Source organism: Burkholderia catarinensis (assembly GCF_001883705.2).
GTDB lineage: Bacteria > Pseudomonadota > Gammaproteobacteria > Burkholderiales > Burkholderiaceae > Burkholderia > Burkholderia catarinensis.
Window position 1 is genome coordinate 1 of the sequence record NZ_MDEQ02000040.1, and the last position, 16,380, is coordinate 16,380.

Below are 16,380 nucleotides of genomic sequence, written 5' to 3' on the forward strand. Positions count from 1 at the left end.
CGTTGCGCAGGTAAGGTGAAACGTGTGATGGCAAACGAGATCGTTCCGTGGGAGCCCAAACCCGATGACGTCCATGCAGCTCACAGCTCGGTGTGGGAGATGGGGACGCTCCCAGCAGATTCCATCAAGGCCCGCAGGCCCTCGGACCTGCAACCCAAGGCCGAATATAAGACTGCAAACGCAACCTCCATGTCTCGCACGCTAGAACCCGACCTTGCCAACGGGGAGGTGTTCATATAAGGACGTCAAGCTTTCTCCGTTGATGAAGAGGCATCGTTAGCACCGCCACCATTCACCCCCCACCTCCGCCCAAGCCTCGGTTTCCGACGCGCAGCGGCGATGCTCGACCGTGAGCGCGATCGCGACCAACAGGTCGTTGACGCGGCGGTCAGGAGAGAAATTAATGCTTGGGTCGAGGGGTGCCGCCCTACGCTGGAGATCCAGCAGACAGGAGCCGTTCGAATCCGCGTATTACCCCGCTGCTGCTGGCGCCGCTGCTGCCGCCATTACGCCGCCCCATCCCTGGTGCCATTACGCCGCCCGTCGACACGCCGAGCGGGCAATGCGGCGAGCCCGCGCATCGCCGCCGTGTTCTCGGCGCCATCCTCGCTGCGGCCCGTGATCTCGTCCAGCGCCCGGTTGTTGGTGCGCGGCCCGAACACACCTATCGACACCATCACGATCAGCATGCTGCCGCCGATCAGCACGAACACCGCGGGCACCCCGCCGCGTTCGAGCAGCAGCGCGACGATGAAACTGCTGGCGATTCCCGTCAGGCGGCCGATCGAATGCACGAAGCCGAGCGCGCGCCCGCGAATCTCGGTCGGAAACACTTCCGACTGGTACGCGGTGCCGTTGCTCGCGAGCACCGTATTGGACAGCGTGACGAGCAAGCCGAACGCGATCACGAACGGCGCCTGCGCCGACATCGCGAACGCGGTGCCGAACAGCGCGACGCCGAACGCCGACGCGACGATCAGCCACTTGCGCTCGATCCGGTCGGCGAGCAGGCCGGCGACGAACGGCGACACCGGATACGCGAACGCGATCAAGAATGCATACCAGAGGCTCTTCGTGACGGTCGCACCCTGCGCGGCGAGCAGCGTCGGCAGCCACTGGCTGAAACCGAAGAAGCCGATGCTCAGGAATGCATTGAACGCGATCAGCATCGCCGTGCAGCCGCGATGCCGCGCATCCCACATCGACGGCGCGCGCTGCGCGGCGGCGGCAGTTGCGACCGGCGTCGGCACTGCGGGCAGCGGCCGGCCGGATTCCCGCTCGACCGCCTGCTCGAGCCGCTGCAGCACGGCTTCGGCCTCGGCCTCGCGGCCGGTGCGGGCGAGCCAGCGCGGCGACTCCGGCAACCGCGACTGCAGCCACCAGACGACGGCCGCACCGCTGCCGCCGAGCAGCACGACCCAGCGCCACCCGGACATCCCGAGCGGATCGTGCGGCACCCATAGCCACGACACCAGCGCGAGCACGGGCATCGCGAGATAGCCGACCGCGAAGCACAGCGCGAACGCGCGGCCGCGCACCGCCTTCGGCACCAGTTCGGTCAGGAACGCGCTGATCGTGATCAGCTCCGCGCCGATGCCGCAGCCCGCGATGAAGCGGCACGCGAGAATGCCGAGCGCATGCGTCTGCACGCACATCGCAAGGCTCGCCGCCGTGTAGAGCAGCAGCGCGCCGGTAAACAGCGCGCGCCGTCCGAAGCGGTCCGCGAGGCGCGACACGAACATCTCGCCGACAAACAGCCCGGCGAACGTCGCCGCGCCGAGCGCGCCCTGGTCCGACATGCCGAGCACGCCGTGCGAACCCGCATGAAAGATGCCGTCGCGGATCAGCCCCGGCGGCAGGTAGGTCATCTGGAACAGGTCGTAGACCTCGAAAAAACCGCCCACGCTCAGGAACAGCACGAGCGTCCAGATGCTGGCCGTCGCGGGCAGGCGGTCGATACGCGCGGCGATCGACGCCGCATGGGAATGGGACATGGCGACTCCTCGATGATCCGCCCGCGCGGCCTGCGCGAAGCGGCGGACAAGGCGCCGGCGCGGCGTGGCCGGCGCCGGCGCCGGCGCCGGCGTTCACACGGTGGCGACCGGATTGACCGGCGACCCGACGAGCCCGCGCAGGTGCAGCGGCGGCGCGGTCAGCAGGAAGCGGTTACGCCGGTGCGCGTGCAACCAGTCGGCAAGCGGTGTCAGGTGCCACAGCTCGCCGAGATGAATGCCGAGCTTGAACAGGCACAGCTCGTGCAGCGGCATCAGCGCGCCGGGCTGTTCGCGCGCCGACGCATCGCGTGGGCGCTCTTCGACCGCGTGGTTGTCCGCCGCGAGCGCGGCGAGCTCCGATGCGTCGATCCATTCGAGCAGGCGCGGGTCATTGCCGTCGAGCACGCAGCACACCTCCGGCGCGCCGGGCTCGCCACGCGCGTCGGCGTCGAGCAGGCGATCGGCGAAGCCGGTATGCACGCACACGATGTCGCCGCGCTCGACGACCACGTCGTCCGCGCGCAGCACCGCCATCCATTCCGCGTAGCCGATCTTGCGCCGTTCGTCGCCGAAGTGACGGCGCAGGTCGACCAGCACGCCGCGCCCCTGCACGCCGGTTTGTGCCATCACCTCGATGCCGAGCGCGCGCGCGCCGCCGCGCGACGCGCCCGCTTCGGGCACGTGGATGTGCTCGTCCATCCGGTAGCCGTTGTAGAACACGCGGGCTCGCTCGCCGTCGCCCGCCGGATCGAACAGCGAGCCGACATGCGACAGCGCATCCCACTGCGTCGAGAACTGCGAGTGCATGCAGAACGAATCGTCGCAGACCACATCGGTTGCGTTGGCAACCTGTTCGTCGGCCCGATAGCCGAAGTACGGCTTGTCGCCGAGCAGCGCCGGCATGATCGCCGGCGGCCGGCGCCGCGCGTTCAGCCCGCCGCCGCGCGGCACGTCGAGCGGCAGGCTCAGCGAAAACACGCGACCTTCGCGCACCTCCGCGACGCCGCGCAGCACCGCGTCGGCCGTCAGCCAGTTCAAGCGCCCTCTCTGGTCGTCCGGGCCGAAATCGCCCCAGTTCGAGCCGGGCGGCCGATGGGTCCAGCGTGGCTTCATGGTGTCTCCTCCATGCAATGTCAAGGGTGCGGCGGCCGGTGCGCGCAACCGTCCTTCGCGGTCGCGTCGCGCCTCCCGAGGCTGCGCGCCTAGCGCGTGCGGATCACGCCCAGCCCGGCGAGCCGCTCGTATTCGCGTTCGCCGAGCAGCGGCAGCAGGATCTCGCGATTGTTCTCGCCGAGCGCGGGCGCCGGCCGGCGGAACGTGCCGGGCGTGGCCGACAGGCGCGGGGTGATGTTGTGCATCGGCAGGCTGCCGACATCGTCGTCCGGCAGCTCGACGAGCGCCTCGCGCTCGATCACGTAGTGATCCTGAACGATCTGTGCGATGTCCTGGATCGGGCCGACCGTCACGCCCGCTTCCTCGAAGAATGCGAGATTGGCATCGAGATCGCGCGCGGCGACGAATTCGCCGACGATCGCATCGAGCGCCTCCGCATGCTGCACGCGCTGCACGTTGGTCGCGTAGCGCGGATCGTCGATCAGCTCCGCGCGGCCGATCGCGCGGAACAGCCGCTCGGCCATCGCCTGCGTCGAGCTCGACAGGCACAGCCACTTGCCGTCGCGAGTGCGATACGCGTTGCGCGGCGCGGTGTTCGACGAGCGGCTGCCGGTGCGCGCCTTGATTTCGCCGGTCATCACGTAGTTCGCGGCAGCCGGCCCGAGGATCGACAGCAGCGGCTCGAACAGCGACACGTCGATCACCTGCCCCGCCGCGCCGTGCGCATCGCGCGCATGCAGCGCGACCAGCACGGCGATCGCGCCGGACAGCCCGGCCGTCATGTCGCCGAGGAACATCGGCGGCAGCACCGGCTCGCGATCGGCGAAGCCGTTGATCGCCGCGAACCCCGCGTACCCTTCAGCGAGCGTGCCGAAGCCCGGCTTGTGGCGGTACGGCCCCGTCTGCCCCCAGCCGGAGATCCGCGCGATCACCAGCTCGGGACGGATCGCGAGCAGGTCGTCCGGGCCGAGCCCCATCTTCTCGGCGACGCCGGGCTTGAAGCTCTCGACGAACACGTCCGCGTCGCGCACCAGCCGGCGGACGATGTCGATCCCCTCGGGCGCGCGCAGGTCGACGCATACGCTGCGCTTGTTGCGCCCGTACACCTTCCAGTTCGTGCTGATCCCGCCGGCGCCGACCGCGCGCAGCGTATCGCCGCGCTCGCTCTCGACCTTCACGACGTCCGCGCCGAAATCGGCGAGCTGCACACTCAGCATGTTGCCCGCCATCAGGCGCGACAGGTCGACCACGCGCACGCCGGCGAGCGGCCCCTGCGCGCCGGCGTCGAAGGGCTTCGGATGGATCGGGCCGGTGGACGCGCGACGGCGCGCGCCGGCCGCGTAAGCGGCCTGCGGATCGGGAACGAACATGCTTGTCTCCTGGTTGGTGTGTGCGTCGTTCGATGCGGAATGCCGGTCAGGCGCACTCAGCGGCGCATGGCGCTACTCGAGCAGCGCGCCGAGCTGGTCGGCCGTGCGGAACGCCGCGCCCGCGGCGGGCAGATCGCCGCCCAGCGCATGCGTCAGCTCGGCGGCGGCTGCCTGCACGCGCGGCAGGTAGTCGGCCATCACCTTCTTGTTGAAGCGATAGCGCGGCACGCCGAGCGAGATCGCGCCGCTCAGCACGCGGCCGACGCCGAACGCCGGGCATGCGATCGCCGCGCTTTCCGGGTCGCGCTCGGCGATCGACACCGCGTAGCCCTGCTCGGCCGTCTTCTCGTAGTCGCCGCCGCGGGTGCCGCTGCACGCGAGCAGCACGCGGCCGGCCGCGCCGACGTCGAGCGGGAAGCGGTCGCCCTCGCGCAGATGCGTGCGCACCGAACGCTGCGCCTGGATGCGGAACAGGCACACGCGCTGGTCGCCTTCGCGCACGTAGAACGCGGCCGTCTCGCCAGTTTCCGCCGAAAGCTTCGACAGGATCGGCATCACGTACTCGCGCAGCTGGAACGACTCGCGATACATCATCCCGAGCTGGAACACGGCGGGCCCCAGCACGTAGCGCCCGTCCGGCAGCCGCTTGATGAAGCGGAACTGCTCGAGCGATTCGAACATCCGCAACAGCGTGCTCATGTTGAGCCCCGTCTCCTCGCTGACCTGCGCGAGCATCAGCCCGCCGGGCGCGTTGCCGAACGCCAGCAGCGCGGTCAGCGCGCGGTTGACCGCGGCCACGCCGCCCTCCGCCGGATTGCTTGTCTCCACCTTGCTCATGTCCACCTCGTGCGAGGCCGGGCCTACGTGCCGCGTCGCGGCGGCCGGCACTCGAAAAATGAAAGTCACTTTCATTATACGCAGATCATCGATGACATCAACATGAATTCGCGCGCCTTCGTTCGCTCATCGTCGCGCAATAGCCTTTGAAACTAGGCGTTAACGATAATCTTGACGAATGCCATCATCCATCACAAAAATGAAAGTGACTTTTATTTTTTGAGATCAATGATGAATTTGACGCCTCAACCCGTCTGGCGCTCGCTGCTGTACGTCCCCGCCCATGTCCCCCGCTTCGTCGCATCGGCCGCCGCGAGCGACGCCGACGCGCTGATCCTCGATCTCGAGGACAGCGTCCCGCCCGCGTGCAAGGAGGCGGCCCGCGACGGGCTGGCCGACGCCGTGCCGGCGCTGCGCGCGCCCGGCCGCGACGTGCTGGTGCGCGCCAACGGCCCGCTCGACCTGCTGGTACCCGACCTTCGCGCGGCCGTCCGGGCCGGCGTGGACGGCGTCGTGCTGCCGAAGGTGCGCGGCGGCTCGCACGTCGAGGCGATCGACGAACTGCTGGCTGCGCTCGAAGAGGAAGCCGGCGCACCGCCCGGCGGCACGCGGATCGTCGCGATCGTCGAAACGCCGCGCGCGTTCCAGGCTATGGACCGGATCGCGCGGGCGTCGCCGCGCGTCGTCGCGATGATGCTGGGCGGCGGCGACTTCGCGCTGAACTGCGAAAGCGGCGCGAGCGCCGAAGTGCTGCGCGTGCCGAAGCAGTTGCTGATCATCGCCGCGCGCGCCGCCGGCATCCTGCCGCTGGGCCTCATCGGCGGCCTCGACGAGCTGCGCGATCTCGACGCATTCGAGCGCATCGCGCGCGCGTCCGCGGAGCTTGGCTATGCGGGCGCGACCTGCATCCATCCGCTGCAGGTCGGCGCGCTCAACCGCGCGTTCCGGCCCGACGACGACGCGGTGCGCGACGCGAACGCGGTGCTGGCTGCGTACGACGACGCGCGCGCGAACGGGCGCGGCGCGCTGCGCGTCGACGGCAGGATGGTCGACGCGCCCGGCGTCGCCCGCGCAAAGCGCGTGCTCGCGCGTCACGCGGCCGTGCAGGCGCGTGCCGACGGCGTGCCCCGGTGATGCGAGCGCCGCCGTTCATCGCTGCGCTTCGTACCCGCGCATGCGCATGTCGCGCAATGCGCGCGTGCGTCCCGCCACCACGCCGAGCCATCGCCGCCCGGCCCGGATAGCGTCGCTCCGCAGCACCGCCGCGCCGCTCGACCGGCACGGCGCCGCAATCAAATAAATAACAAACCCACGAAGGAGACAAGCCATGGGCAAGCGGATGTCCGCACTGTGCGGACTGGGCCTCGTATCGGCCGGCGCCTGCGCGCAGAGCACGATCACGCTGTATGGCGTGGCCGACATCTATACGGAATTCCTCACCCACCAGGCCGCGCCCGGCGACAAGTCGTCGGCATCGCTCGTGCGAATGGCGTCGGGCGGCAAGAGCGGCTCGCGCTGGGGCCTGAAGGGCGTCGAGGCGCTCGGCGGCGGCTGGCAGGCCGCATTCCGGCTCGAAAGCGGCATCAACCTGAACAACGGCACCGGCACCGGCGCGGGCGGCTTCGACCGCTCCGCGTGGGTCGGGCTGCAGCACGAGCGCTGGGGCGCGTTGCGGCTCGGCCACCAGTACTCGACGCTGTTCGACGTCATGGAGCGCTATTCGCCGACGGGCGCGTATTCGACGCTGTACGAGCCGGCCGGCGCGATCGTCGGCGTCAACTTCCGCGAGAACAACGTCGCCAAGTACCTGGCGAAGATCGGCTCGCTGACGCTCGAAACGCATTATTCGTTCGGCGGCACGCCCGGCGCGTTCCAGTCGAACGCCGCCTACGGCGCCGGCTTCGACTATGCCGGCGACGCATGCTCGTTCGCCGCCGCGTTCGACAACGTCAATACGCCGCAGCCGGGCGGCTTCGCGCATTTCCGCCGCTACGCCGCCGCCGCGATCGTGTCCGTCGACCGCGCGCAGCTGCTGGCCGGCGTCACGCACGGCCGCAGCGGCGTCGCCGCGCCATCGGTCGTGACGCGCTACACGTTCTGGTGGGCCGGCGTGCGCTACGCGATCACCCCTTACCTGCAGGCGATCGGCGCGTTCTATTACGAGGACATCCGCGCGCAGAATCCGCCGAACGCGCAGACGCCCGCGCCGCACCCGGCCAACCCGCAGCAGGTCACGCTGCAACTGAACTACTTCCTGTCGAAAGCCGTCACGCTGTATCTGGCAGGCGGCTACGCGCGCCGCGCCGCGCTCGATTTCGACAACGACAACTACAACTTCCTCCACTACACGCTGGCCGCCGGTCGCGCCAGCAGTGCAGGCGCGGCACTCGGGCTGCGCAAGCTGTTCTGACCTCGCCTCTCCCCCAGTTTCAGGAACCTTCGGAGTCTTCGAACCATGAACCGCCGCCACTTCCTTTCCACGCTGACCGGCGCCGCGCTCGCGCTGCCGCTCGCCCATGCCCGCGCGCTGCCGGCCGCCGGCGTCGCCACCGGCCGCCCGATGCTCGCGCAACAGCTCGCCGATTACGCGGCCGGGCTGCAGTATCGCGACCTTGACGCCGCGACGATCGAGACGATCAAGGCGCACCTGATCGACGCGCTCGGCTGCGCGATCGCCGCGCACGACGAACGCCCGGTGCGGATCGCGCGCGACGCGGCGCTCGCGTCGCCGGGCGGCGTGTCGACGATCGTCGGCACGAACCAGCGCACGAGCCCCGATCTCGCCGCGTTCGCGACCGGCACCGCGCTGCGCTATTACGATTTCAACGACGCATACGCCGGCAAGGAGACCGGCCATCCGAGCGACAACATGTCCGCGTGCCTCGCCGTCGCCGAAGCGCAGCATGCGAACGGTCGCGACCTGATCCTGTCGATCGCGATCGCGTACGAGATCGCGTGCCGGCTGATGGATGCCGCCGCGATCAGCCCGCGCGGTTGGGATCACACGTGCTACAGCCTGCCCGCCGTCGCGCTCGCCGCGGGCAAGCTGATGCGCATGCCCGTGCCGCAGCTGGTGCAGGCTGTGAACCTGTCGATCAACGGCCATCTCGCGCTGAACCAGACGCGCGTCCAGCAACTGTCGAACTGGAAGGCGCTCGCCGATGCGGACGCGGCGCGCAACGCGGTGTTCTCGACGCAGCTCGCGCGCGCCGGGCTGACCGGCCCCGCACCGATCTTCGAAGGCATGGCGGGGTTCTTTCCGCAGGTGTCCGGGCCGTTCGCCGTCGACACGCGCGAATTCGGCGGGCGCGGCGGCGCGTTCCGGATCGGCAACTGCTTCGTGAAGTTCTATCCCGCGCAAGGGCTCACGCAAACCGCGATTCCGGCCGCGCTCGACGTCGCCGCGCAGGTCGGCGACCTGCGCCGCATCCGGCGCATCGAGATCCACACGACCGAGATCGGCTACGTGACGGCCGGCCGCGACCGCGAAAAATGGGCGCCATCGACCCACGAGACCGCCGATCACAGCCTGCCGTACATCGTCGCGCGCGCGATGCTCGACGGCGACATCACGACCGAGAGCTACCGGCACGACGCGCTGCGCGATCCGGCGCTGCGCGCGCTGATCGAGCGGATCGAGGTGCGCGAGGATCCGGCGCTGACCGCCCGCTACCCGATGCAGGCGCCGAATCGGGTAACGGCCGTGTGCGACGACGGCACGACCTGCTCGAAGCAGGTGGACGACCTGCCCGGCTCGCGGACGCGGCCGATGCGGCGCGACGACTACGACGCGAAGTTCACGAAGAACTGCCGGCGGCACTGGAACCCGGCGCAGATCCGCGCGGCGCTCGATTACCTGTGGCGGCTCGACGAACAGCCCGACGTCGCGACGCTGCCACCGCTGCTCGTCGTCGGCTGACCCGCGCGGTGCGGGACATGGCGGCACATGGCGGAACTCGCCCGGCCGACGCGTTACGCCTCCGCCGCGACGCCGTGCGGCTCGAGCGCTTCCGCGACCTCGACGATGCGGCCGCGCAACCACGCGTGCGCGTTGCTGCCGTCGTAGCGACGGTGCCAGTACAGCGACCACGAGACGGGCTCCATCGCGAGCGGCAGCTCGCGGATCACGAGCCGCGCATCGTCGAGGCTCAGCGCGTGCCGCTCCGACATGATCACCGCGTACGGCAACGCATCCAGCATGTTCGGCACGACGAGCCAGTGCGGCACGTTGAGCGCGATGCGCCGCGTGCAGTTCATGTTCGCGAGCAGGTTGTCGACCAGGCTGTGGTCGACCGGGTTGATCGACACGTTGAGGAAGTCGAGCGCGAGGAACCGTTCGAGCGTCAGCGGCGTGCCCGCATCCGGATGGCTGCGGCTCATCACGCAGACCATCCGGTCATGAAACACGATTTGCGACGACAGCGTGCCCGAATTCTCGAGGCCCGCGCTGATCGCCAGGTCGAGCAGCCCCGATTCGAGCGCGTCGGCGGTCTTGGCGGCGCTCATGTGCACGACGTCCATGCCGATATTCGGGCTGCTCAATCGCATGCAGCGCAGCAGGGCCGGCAGCAACAGCAATTCGGTGAGATCCGACATGCGCACCGTAAAATGGCGCTCGGATGTAAAAGGATTGAATTGATAATCCGATTCAAATAATTCCTCGATTTGTTGCATGATTTGTCGAATCGGCATGGCCAGCGCCTGCGCACGCGGCGTCAATTCCATACCGACCGCGGTACGCGCAAGGATCTCGTCCTTGAACACGAACCGCAGCCGCGCCAGCGCGTTGCTGACGGCCGGCTGCGTGAGGCCGACCTTCTGGCCGGCCCGTGTGACCTGTTTCTCCGTCAATAGCGCATCGAGTATGACCAGCAAGTTCAGATCGATCGAACGTAGATTCATGGTTGTGACCATTCACTAAACAGGTTAATCACCGCCTCCGTTTACGATTACGAAATTCCGCAATCGGAGCAATCCCCTGATATTTAGTGCAATGCACAAGAATAGTCCAATCTTGACATGACGATATTTTTTAGATAAAGCGCGATATTATTTACGCTCCTAAATTAAATCGCCCGTTGCGCGTCGATTCTTCTGAATACCTTGCCAATCGGCAATTGAATCCGGCTTTGTGCAAGCCGGTCGCGTTGCAAAAAAGTGCGGGCGGCCGCCGCCACGGCCGCCCGCAGGCTCAAACGGTCGCGACAGGATTCGCCGGCGCGCCGACCAGTCCGCGGATATGCAACGGCGGCGCGGTCAGCAGAAACCGGTTCCGGCGGTGCGCATGCAGCCAGTGCGCGAGCGGCGTCAGGTGCCACAGCTCGCCGAGGTGAATGCCGAGCTTGAACAGGCACAGTTCGTGCAGCGGCATCAGTGCGCCCGGTTGCGCGAGCGGCTGAGCATGCTGCGGACGTTCCTCGATCGCATGGTTGTCGGCCACGAGCGCGGCCAGCCCCGATTCGTCGATCCATTGCAGCAGCCGCGCGTCGCTGCTGTCCAGCACGCACGCGCTCGCGACCGTCGCCGGCGATCCGCCGTCATCGTTCAGCAGCAGATCCGCGAAGCCGGTGTGAATGCAGACGATGTCACCGCGCTCGACCTGCACGCGGTCCGCCTCCATCACCTGCATCAGTTGCGCGAAGCCGACCTTCGTGCGCGCGTCGCCGAAATGACGCCGCAGGTCGATCAGCACGCCGCGCCCCTGCACGCCCGTCTGCGCCATCACCTCGATGCCGAGCGCGCGAGCGCCGCCCGTCACGTCGCCTTCCTGCGGCACCAGCAGATGCTCGCCCATCCGGTAACCGTTGTAGAACACGATTTCCGGCACGCCGTCGCCGTCCGCGTCGAACAGGCCGCCCACGTGCGACAGGCCGTCCCATTGCGTCGAGAACTGCGAGTGCATGCAGAACGAATCGTCGCAGACCACGTCGGTTGCGTTGGCAACCTGTTCATCCGCGCGATAGCCGAAGTACGGCTTGCCGCCGAGCAGCGCCGGCATGATCGCCGGCGGCCGGCGCCGCGCGTTCAGCCCGCCGCCGCGCGGCACGTCGAGCGGCAGGCTCAGCGAGAACGACAGCCCTTCCCGGACCTCGGCTGCGCCCTGCCGCACCTTGTCCGGCGTCAGCCAGTTCAGCCGCCCCTTCTGATCATCGGGACCGAAATCGCCCCAGTTCGAGCCGGGCGGCCGTTTTTTCCAGCGGGGTGCATTCAAGATCGGTGTCCTCCTTCCGTGCCCGACGTCAGTGCCGCGATCGCGTCGAGCGTCGCATCGTCGGCCAGCGCCTGCACCGCGTCGCGCAGCGCGAGCGCGCGCGCCATGCCGAGCGCCGAACTCGCCGCCAGCACGAATTTCGCGATGAGTTCCTGTTCGGTCAGCGGCCGCGAATTCGTGCCCTTGCTCGATTCGATCCGAGCCTCGCGCACCTGCCCGTCGCGCAGCTCGACGCGCAGCACGGCCGGCAGGAAATTCGGGAAGCGCGCGTCGCACCACGGATCGGCCACGCAGCGCACCTTCGCGGCCAGCGCGCGCCGCGCGGGGTCCTGCGCAAGCGCATCGTCGAAATCGTCGAACCAGACGCCGAGCCCGCCGCCGCCGAGCAGCGCCGCCGCGACCGTGTATGGTCCCGAGAACGCCGCCGCATAGCCGTTCGGCGGATTCGCCTTCAGCTCCGCCGGCTCGCCGATCGTGCGCAGCGTCGACGTCGCGACCCGCAGCTCGGCCGACACCACGTCGTCCGCCGTCACGCCTTCCGCCTTCAGTTGCAGCGCGGCGTCGATGCCCGGATGCGTGAAGTGGTTGCACGGATACGGCTTGAAGATGATCCGGCTCGTCTCCCATTCGTCGCCCAGGTCGCGCAGCACCGCGTCGACATCGGCAAGGTCGCCGCACCACGCGTGGAAGAAGCCGAAGCGGCCTTCGAGCGCGGTCGGCGGCGCGGTCACGCCCGCGCCCGCCAGTTCCGCCGCGCTCACGCCCGCATGCGCCGCCCAGCCGCAGTGGATCCGCTTCACCGAACCGCCGGTGCGGTTCGCTTCGAGCAGGCCCGCGCCCATGCTCGCGGCAATGCCGAGCGCCGCCGCGATCTGTGCAGCGTCGAGCCCGAGCAGCATCGCCGCGGCCGCCGCCGCGCCGACCGTGCCGCAGATCGACGTCGCGTGCTGGCCGCGCTCGAAGAACACCGAGTTGCCGAGCCGCTCGTTGTAAGCGGCGACGCCGAGCCGGATGCACACCTCGGTGCCGACCGTGATTGCGTCGAGCAGCGCCGCACCCGACGCGCCGCTCGCCTGCGCGACGGCGATCGCGGCCGGAATCACGGACGCGCTCGGATGCAGCACCGACCGCATGTGCGAATCATCGAAATCCATCGCATGCGCGAGCGTGCCGTTGACGAGCGCGGCGCTCGCGGCCGGCAGCCGGTCGGGCGCGCCGATCACGCTCGCCGGGCCGGTGCCGGCCCAGCGCCGCGCGACCTGCAGCACCGACTGCGCGACCGGTTCGTCGTGCGCGATCAGGCTGTTGCCGATCACGTCGAGCACGCGCGCGGCGGCCTCGACGCGCAGCCTGCGATCCAGCCCTTCGGCGCGCACCGCCGCCGCGAAGCGGCCGAGCGCGCCGACGATGCCGTCGGGCGGCGCCGGCCGGGTTGTCGCGGCCGCCGCCGGAGCGGAAAGCGTCTCGGGTGTGCTCATGCCAGTGCTCCACTGAGTCGAAGATTGTTCGCGAGCGCAAGCGTGACGCGCGCGTTGGCGATCAGCGGCGGCGCGACCACGCGGCCGTCCGGCAGCACGAACACCGACGACGCCGAGGCCTTGCCCGCCGCCGCATCGACCGCCTCGAGCACGCGCTCGGCCGCGCGGATCTCGTCGTCCGACGGCGTGAACACTTCGTTGATCACCGGCAACTGCGACGGATGGATCGCGAAGCGGCCGAGGAACCCCATCGATTTCGCGCGCAGCGTCGATTCCTTCAACCCGTCGAGATCGGGCAGCGTGTGATAGACGGTCTGGATCGGCCCGTTCAGCCCCGCCGCGCGCGACACGACCACACAGCGCGCGCGGCACACCTCGAGCGTGAAGTTGTCGACGCCGATCTGCAGGTCCGCGCGCAGATCGCTCTCGCCGAGCCCGATCCGTTCGAGCCGCGGCGACGCGGTCGCGAGCTGGTAAGCCGTCTCGACGCCGTACGCCGACTCGATCAGGATCTGGATTCCCGCATCGCAGCCGAGCGCGTCGAGCCAGCCCGCGACCTCCTGGATATGCTGCGGCAGGTCGCACTTCGGCAGGCGCAGCGCCTGCAGCGCGGGCTGCGCGATTGCTTCGACATCATCGCGACACCACGGGCTGCCGATCGGGTTGATCCGCACGTAGGTCGGTTTCGGCGGACCTTCCGCGAGAATCGCGGCGGCCGCCTCGCGTGCTTCGGCCTTGTGGCTGGCCGGCACGGCGTCCTCGAGGTCGAGCACGACGGCATCGGCCTCGCTGGCATACGCCTTCTCCACCACCTGCGCCTTGTGCGCGGGCACGTAAAGGTAACTGCGGTAAGTTGCGCTGGTTTTCACATCACACCTCGTTCGGTCAAATCGGCGATCTCGCGCCGCTCCAGTCCCAATGCGCCGAATACTTCGTCGTTGTGGGTGCCGCGCGCCGGGCCGCCCCAGCGGATCGTGCCGGGCGTGTCGGACAGCCGGAACGGCACGTTGTGCGTGCGGAACGCGCCGAGTTCCGCGTCGGGCACCGATACGACCGAGCCGAGCGCCGCGTACTGCGGATCGCGCAGCACGTCGGCGACGTCGTAGATCGGCGCGACCGCCGCCTGTGCCCGCTCGAATTCAGCGATCACCTCGTCGCGCGTGCGCTGCCCGATCCAGCCGCCGACCGCCGCATCCAGCTCGTCCGCATGCTTCGCACGTTCGGACCCGTTCGCGAACCAGGGTTCGTCGATCAGGTCCGCACGGCCGACGAGACGCATCACGCGCTCCGCGATGCTGTGCGCCGACGTCGACAGCGCGACCCACTTGCCGTCCAACGTGCGGTAGACACCGCGCGGCGAATTGTTCGGCGAACGATTGCCGGTGCGCGCGGGCACCTGGCCCGTCTGGTCGTAGCTCGCGACCTGCGCGCCCATCGCGGCGAGCATCGTCTCGATGATCGCGAGATCGACGACCTGGCCGCGCCCGGTGCGCTCGCGCGCCTTCAGCGCGGTCATGATCGCGAACGCGGCGGTCAGCCCCGCGACCGTATCGGCGAGCGGAAACGATGGCAGCAGCGGCGGCCCGTCCGCCTCGCCGGTGATCGACGCGAGCCCGCTCATCGCCTCGGCCAGCGTACCGAAGCCCGGGCGGCTCGCATACGGGCCGAACTGGCCGAAGCCCGTCACCCGCACGAGCACGAGCCGCGGGTTGATCGCGGACAGCACGTCATAGCCGAGCCCCCAGCGTTCGAGCGTGCCGGGCCGGAAATTCTCGACGACCACGTCTGCCTGCGCCGCCAGTTCGCGGAAGATCCGCTGGCCGTCGGTCGTGCCGAGATTCAGCGTGACCGCCCGCTTGTTGCGCGCGAGCACCTTCCACCACAACGGCACGTCGTCGCGACGCGCGCCGTACTTGCGCGCCGGATCGCCGTCCGGATGCTCGACCTTGATCACGTCGGCGCCGTAGTCCGCGAGCATCGTTGCCGCGAGCGGGCCCGCGAACAACGTCGCGGCGTCGATCACGCGAATGCCGTCGAGCGGCGCCGGTTTGGGCGCGTCCGACGCCGCGCCGGCGTCGACTTGCCCGATTTCCACAGTGGCCATGCCGTTCTCCCATCAGATGGATTGCACGGCGCCGCGCACCGTCATCGTCTGCATGACTAATCATCGTGCAGCGATGCGGGCGCGGCGCGCGACCTGCCGCTCAGACGGCGTTGATCCGGTAGATCGGGAAATACGTCTGGATCTTCCCGTTCAGGTAGTCGGACGCGAGCTTCGGCACCTCGTCGAAATCGAAGATCTCGGTCGGCTCCTGGCCGATCCAGCCGCTCTTTTCCTGGAAGTCGCGGATCGTGATGCTGTCGTCGTAGCGCCACGCATGCGTGTGGATGTGCAGGCGGCGGTTGATGCATTCCGTCGCGCGCAGGTTCCACAGGCGCATCCCGGTCTTCCAGCCGACCGTCGCGATGATGCCGGTGCGGCCGACCACACGCGTCGTCGCGCGATACAGTGCGCCGCCGAGGTTGTCGAGGAAGATCGCGACGCCACGGCCGCCGCTCAGTTCCGCGATCGTCTCCGCGAACACGCGCTCCGACTCCCGATAGCTCGCCTGGTACTCGGGATCGGTCTTGTAGCGCTCGTCGTCATACGCGAGATTCGGGAACTTGCGTCGATCGACCGGCGTGATGCCGAGCTTCGCGAGCTCCTCGAGGCGCCGGTCGTTGCTCGCCGTCATCGCGACGCGAAAACCCTCGCGCTTCGCGAGCTGCAGCTCGGCGAGCGTCGTGCCGCCGCCCCAGCCGAACACCAGGTAGTCAGCCGGATCGACGTCCCGCAACTGCGAGCGCCAGCACGCCGACGCCACCTTCCAGTTGTCCCACGCGGTGAAGTAGCGGCCGTACGTCGCCCATTGCAGCAGCGAATGGCGGCTGTCCGTCGGCACCGCCACGAGGTTGTCGGCGCGCATCTTGGTCCGCTGCGCCATCACGCCGATCGTGCCCGGCGCGTCGTACGCATAGACGAGCTCGGCGAACCCGTTTTCGTCGCGCTTGCCGAACGGCATCACCATGCAGATCTCGCCCTCCTTCAGCGCCTTCACGCCGCTGCCGCGCTCGACGATGCGCACCAGCGCGCCGTTGCCGAGCACGATCTTGTCCTCGCGGCGCTGCCGGCAGATGTCGACCGGATTGCGCGACAGCGCGTGGTCGAGGTTCGCTTCCCACGATCCGTACAGCGGCTCGACCAGCACCTCGTCGGTTTCCAGATCGGAGAATTCGAAGGTCTCGCGACGCAGCTCGCCCGCCACGGGCGCCTGCTTCCTGCTCGGTTCCGGTCCTGCGTAGAGAACCCATGCATCGGTCTTGATCATCGTCATGCC

At 68.9% G+C, this 16,380-nt stretch carries 13 protein-coding genes; 3 read left to right on the top strand and 10 right to left on the bottom strand.

Translation table 11 applies throughout. From position 1 onward, the window contains the following. Positions 1-506: 506 nt before the first annotated feature. The 4 genes from BFF94_RS34850 to BFF94_RS34865 all read right to left on the bottom strand — a co-directional run bounded on the left by BFF94_RS34850 (position 507) and on the right by BFF94_RS34865 (position 5,314). On the bottom strand, positions 507-1,994 hold the full coding sequence (locus tag BFF94_RS34850) for an MFS transporter (RefSeq protein ID WP_219140375.1): 1,488 nt from the start codon (positions 1,992-1,994) through the stop codon (positions 507-509). A gap of 93 nt (positions 1,995-2,087) precedes the next feature. Continuing rightward, positions 2,088-3,107, bottom strand: coding sequence for a cyclase family protein (locus BFF94_RS34855; RefSeq protein WP_219140376.1), 1,020 nt, complete (start codon positions 3,105-3,107; stop codon positions 2,088-2,090). Positions 3,108-3,196: 89 nt separating this feature from the next. Then, positions 3,197-4,477: a CaiB/BaiF CoA transferase family protein gene (locus tag BFF94_RS34860; protein ID WP_128848413.1), complete on the bottom strand. Its 1,281-nt coding sequence runs from the start codon at positions 4,475-4,477 to the stop codon at positions 3,197-3,199. Between the two features lie 72 nt (positions 4,478-4,549). Continuing rightward, on the bottom strand, positions 4,550-5,314 hold the full coding sequence (locus BFF94_RS34865) for an IclR family transcriptional regulator (protein ID WP_128848416.1): 765 nt from the start codon (positions 5,312-5,314) through the stop codon (positions 4,550-4,552). A 231-nt stretch (positions 5,315-5,545) separates the two neighbouring features. Between BFF94_RS34865 and BFF94_RS34870 the strand changes: the two genes are divergently transcribed. The 3 genes from BFF94_RS34870 (at position 5,546) to BFF94_RS34880 (ending at position 9,233) form a co-directional block, all read left to right on the top strand. Next, entirely contained in the window at positions 5,546-6,448 is a 903-nt protein-coding gene (locus tag BFF94_RS34870; protein WP_219140377.1) for an HpcH/HpaI aldolase/citrate lyase family protein, read from the top strand. A 193-nt stretch (positions 6,449-6,641) separates the two neighbouring features. After that, complete coding sequence (locus BFF94_RS34875) at positions 6,642-7,724, top strand: porin (protein WP_128845551.1); 1,083 nt, start codon at positions 6,642-6,644, stop codon at positions 7,722-7,724. Between the two features lie 45 nt (positions 7,725-7,769). Continuing rightward, a complete protein-coding gene (locus BFF94_RS34880; protein ID WP_219140378.1) occupies positions 7,770-9,233 on the top strand; it encodes an MmgE/PrpD family protein in 1,464 nt (487 codons plus the stop codon). 53 nt (positions 9,234-9,286) lie between these two features. Here BFF94_RS34880 and BFF94_RS34885 read toward each other — a convergent pair whose 3' ends face one another. The 6 genes from BFF94_RS34885 to BFF94_RS34910 form a co-directional block, all read right to left on the bottom strand. Continuing rightward, entirely contained in the window at positions 9,287-10,216 is a 930-nt protein-coding gene (locus tag BFF94_RS34885; protein ID WP_128845548.1) for a LysR family transcriptional regulator, read from the bottom strand. A 289-nt stretch (positions 10,217-10,505) separates the two neighbouring features. Then, a complete protein-coding gene (locus tag BFF94_RS34890; protein ID WP_128845546.1) occupies positions 10,506-11,525 on the bottom strand; it encodes a cyclase family protein in 1,020 nt (339 codons plus the stop codon). Then, positions 11,522-13,003, bottom strand: coding sequence for an MmgE/PrpD family protein (locus BFF94_RS34895; RefSeq protein WP_219140379.1), 1,482 nt, complete (start codon positions 13,001-13,003; stop codon positions 11,522-11,524). The genes BFF94_RS34890 and BFF94_RS34895 overlap by 4 nt, the downstream gene beginning before the upstream one ends. After that, positions 13,000-13,872: an HpcH/HpaI aldolase/citrate lyase family protein gene (locus BFF94_RS34900; protein WP_219140380.1), complete on the bottom strand. Its 873-nt coding sequence runs from the start codon at positions 13,870-13,872 to the stop codon at positions 13,000-13,002. Before BFF94_RS34900 ends, BFF94_RS34895 begins: the two co-directional genes overlap by 4 nt. After that, positions 13,869-15,107, bottom strand: coding sequence for a CaiB/BaiF CoA transferase family protein (locus tag BFF94_RS34905; RefSeq protein WP_128848439.1), 1,239 nt, complete (start codon positions 15,105-15,107; stop codon positions 13,869-13,871). The genes BFF94_RS34900 and BFF94_RS34905 overlap by 4 nt, the downstream gene beginning before the upstream one ends. A gap of 100 nt (positions 15,108-15,207) precedes the next feature. Further along, on the bottom strand, positions 15,208-16,371 hold the full coding sequence (locus BFF94_RS34910; protein WP_164497765.1) for a quinone oxidoreductase family protein: 1,164 nt from the start codon (positions 16,369-16,371) through the stop codon (positions 15,208-15,210). Between the last annotated feature and the right edge of the window lie 9 nt (positions 16,372-16,380).

Coding starts and splice junctions, on each gene's coding strand:
- BFF94_RS34850 (WP_219140375.1), bottom strand. CDS start 1,994: ATGTCCCATTCCCATGCGGCGTCGATCGCCGCGCGTATCGACCGCCTG.
- BFF94_RS34860 (WP_128848413.1), bottom strand. CDS start 4,477: ATGTTCGTTCCCGATCCGCAGGCCGCTTACGCGGCCGGCGCGCGCCGT.
- BFF94_RS34875 (WP_128845551.1), top strand. CDS start 6,642: ATGGGCAAGCGGATGTCCGCACTGTGCGGACTGGGCCTCGTATCGGCC.
- BFF94_RS34895 (WP_219140379.1), bottom strand. CDS start 13,003: ATGAGCACACCCGAGACGCTTTCCGCTCCGGCGGCGGCCGCGACAACC.
- BFF94_RS34865 (WP_128848416.1), bottom strand. CDS start 5,314: ATGAGCAAGGTGGAGACAAGCAATCCGGCGGAGGGCGGCGTGGCCGCG.
- BFF94_RS34880 (WP_219140378.1), top strand. CDS start 7,770: ATGAACCGCCGCCACTTCCTTTCCACGCTGACCGGCGCCGCGCTCGCG.
- BFF94_RS34910 (WP_164497765.1), bottom strand. CDS start 16,371: ATGATCAAGACCGATGCATGGGTTCTCTACGCAGGACCGGAACCGAGC.
- BFF94_RS34870 (WP_219140377.1), top strand. CDS start 5,546: ATGAATTTGACGCCTCAACCCGTCTGGCGCTCGCTGCTGTACGTCCCC.
- BFF94_RS34855 (WP_219140376.1), bottom strand. CDS start 3,107: ATGAAGCCACGCTGGACCCATCGGCCGCCCGGCTCGAACTGGGGCGAT.
- BFF94_RS34905 (WP_128848439.1), bottom strand. CDS start 15,107: ATGGCCACTGTGGAAATCGGGCAAGTCGACGCCGGCGCGGCGTCGGAC.
- BFF94_RS34885 (WP_128845548.1), bottom strand. CDS start 10,216: ATGAATCTACGTTCGATCGATCTGAACTTGCTGGTCATACTCGATGCG.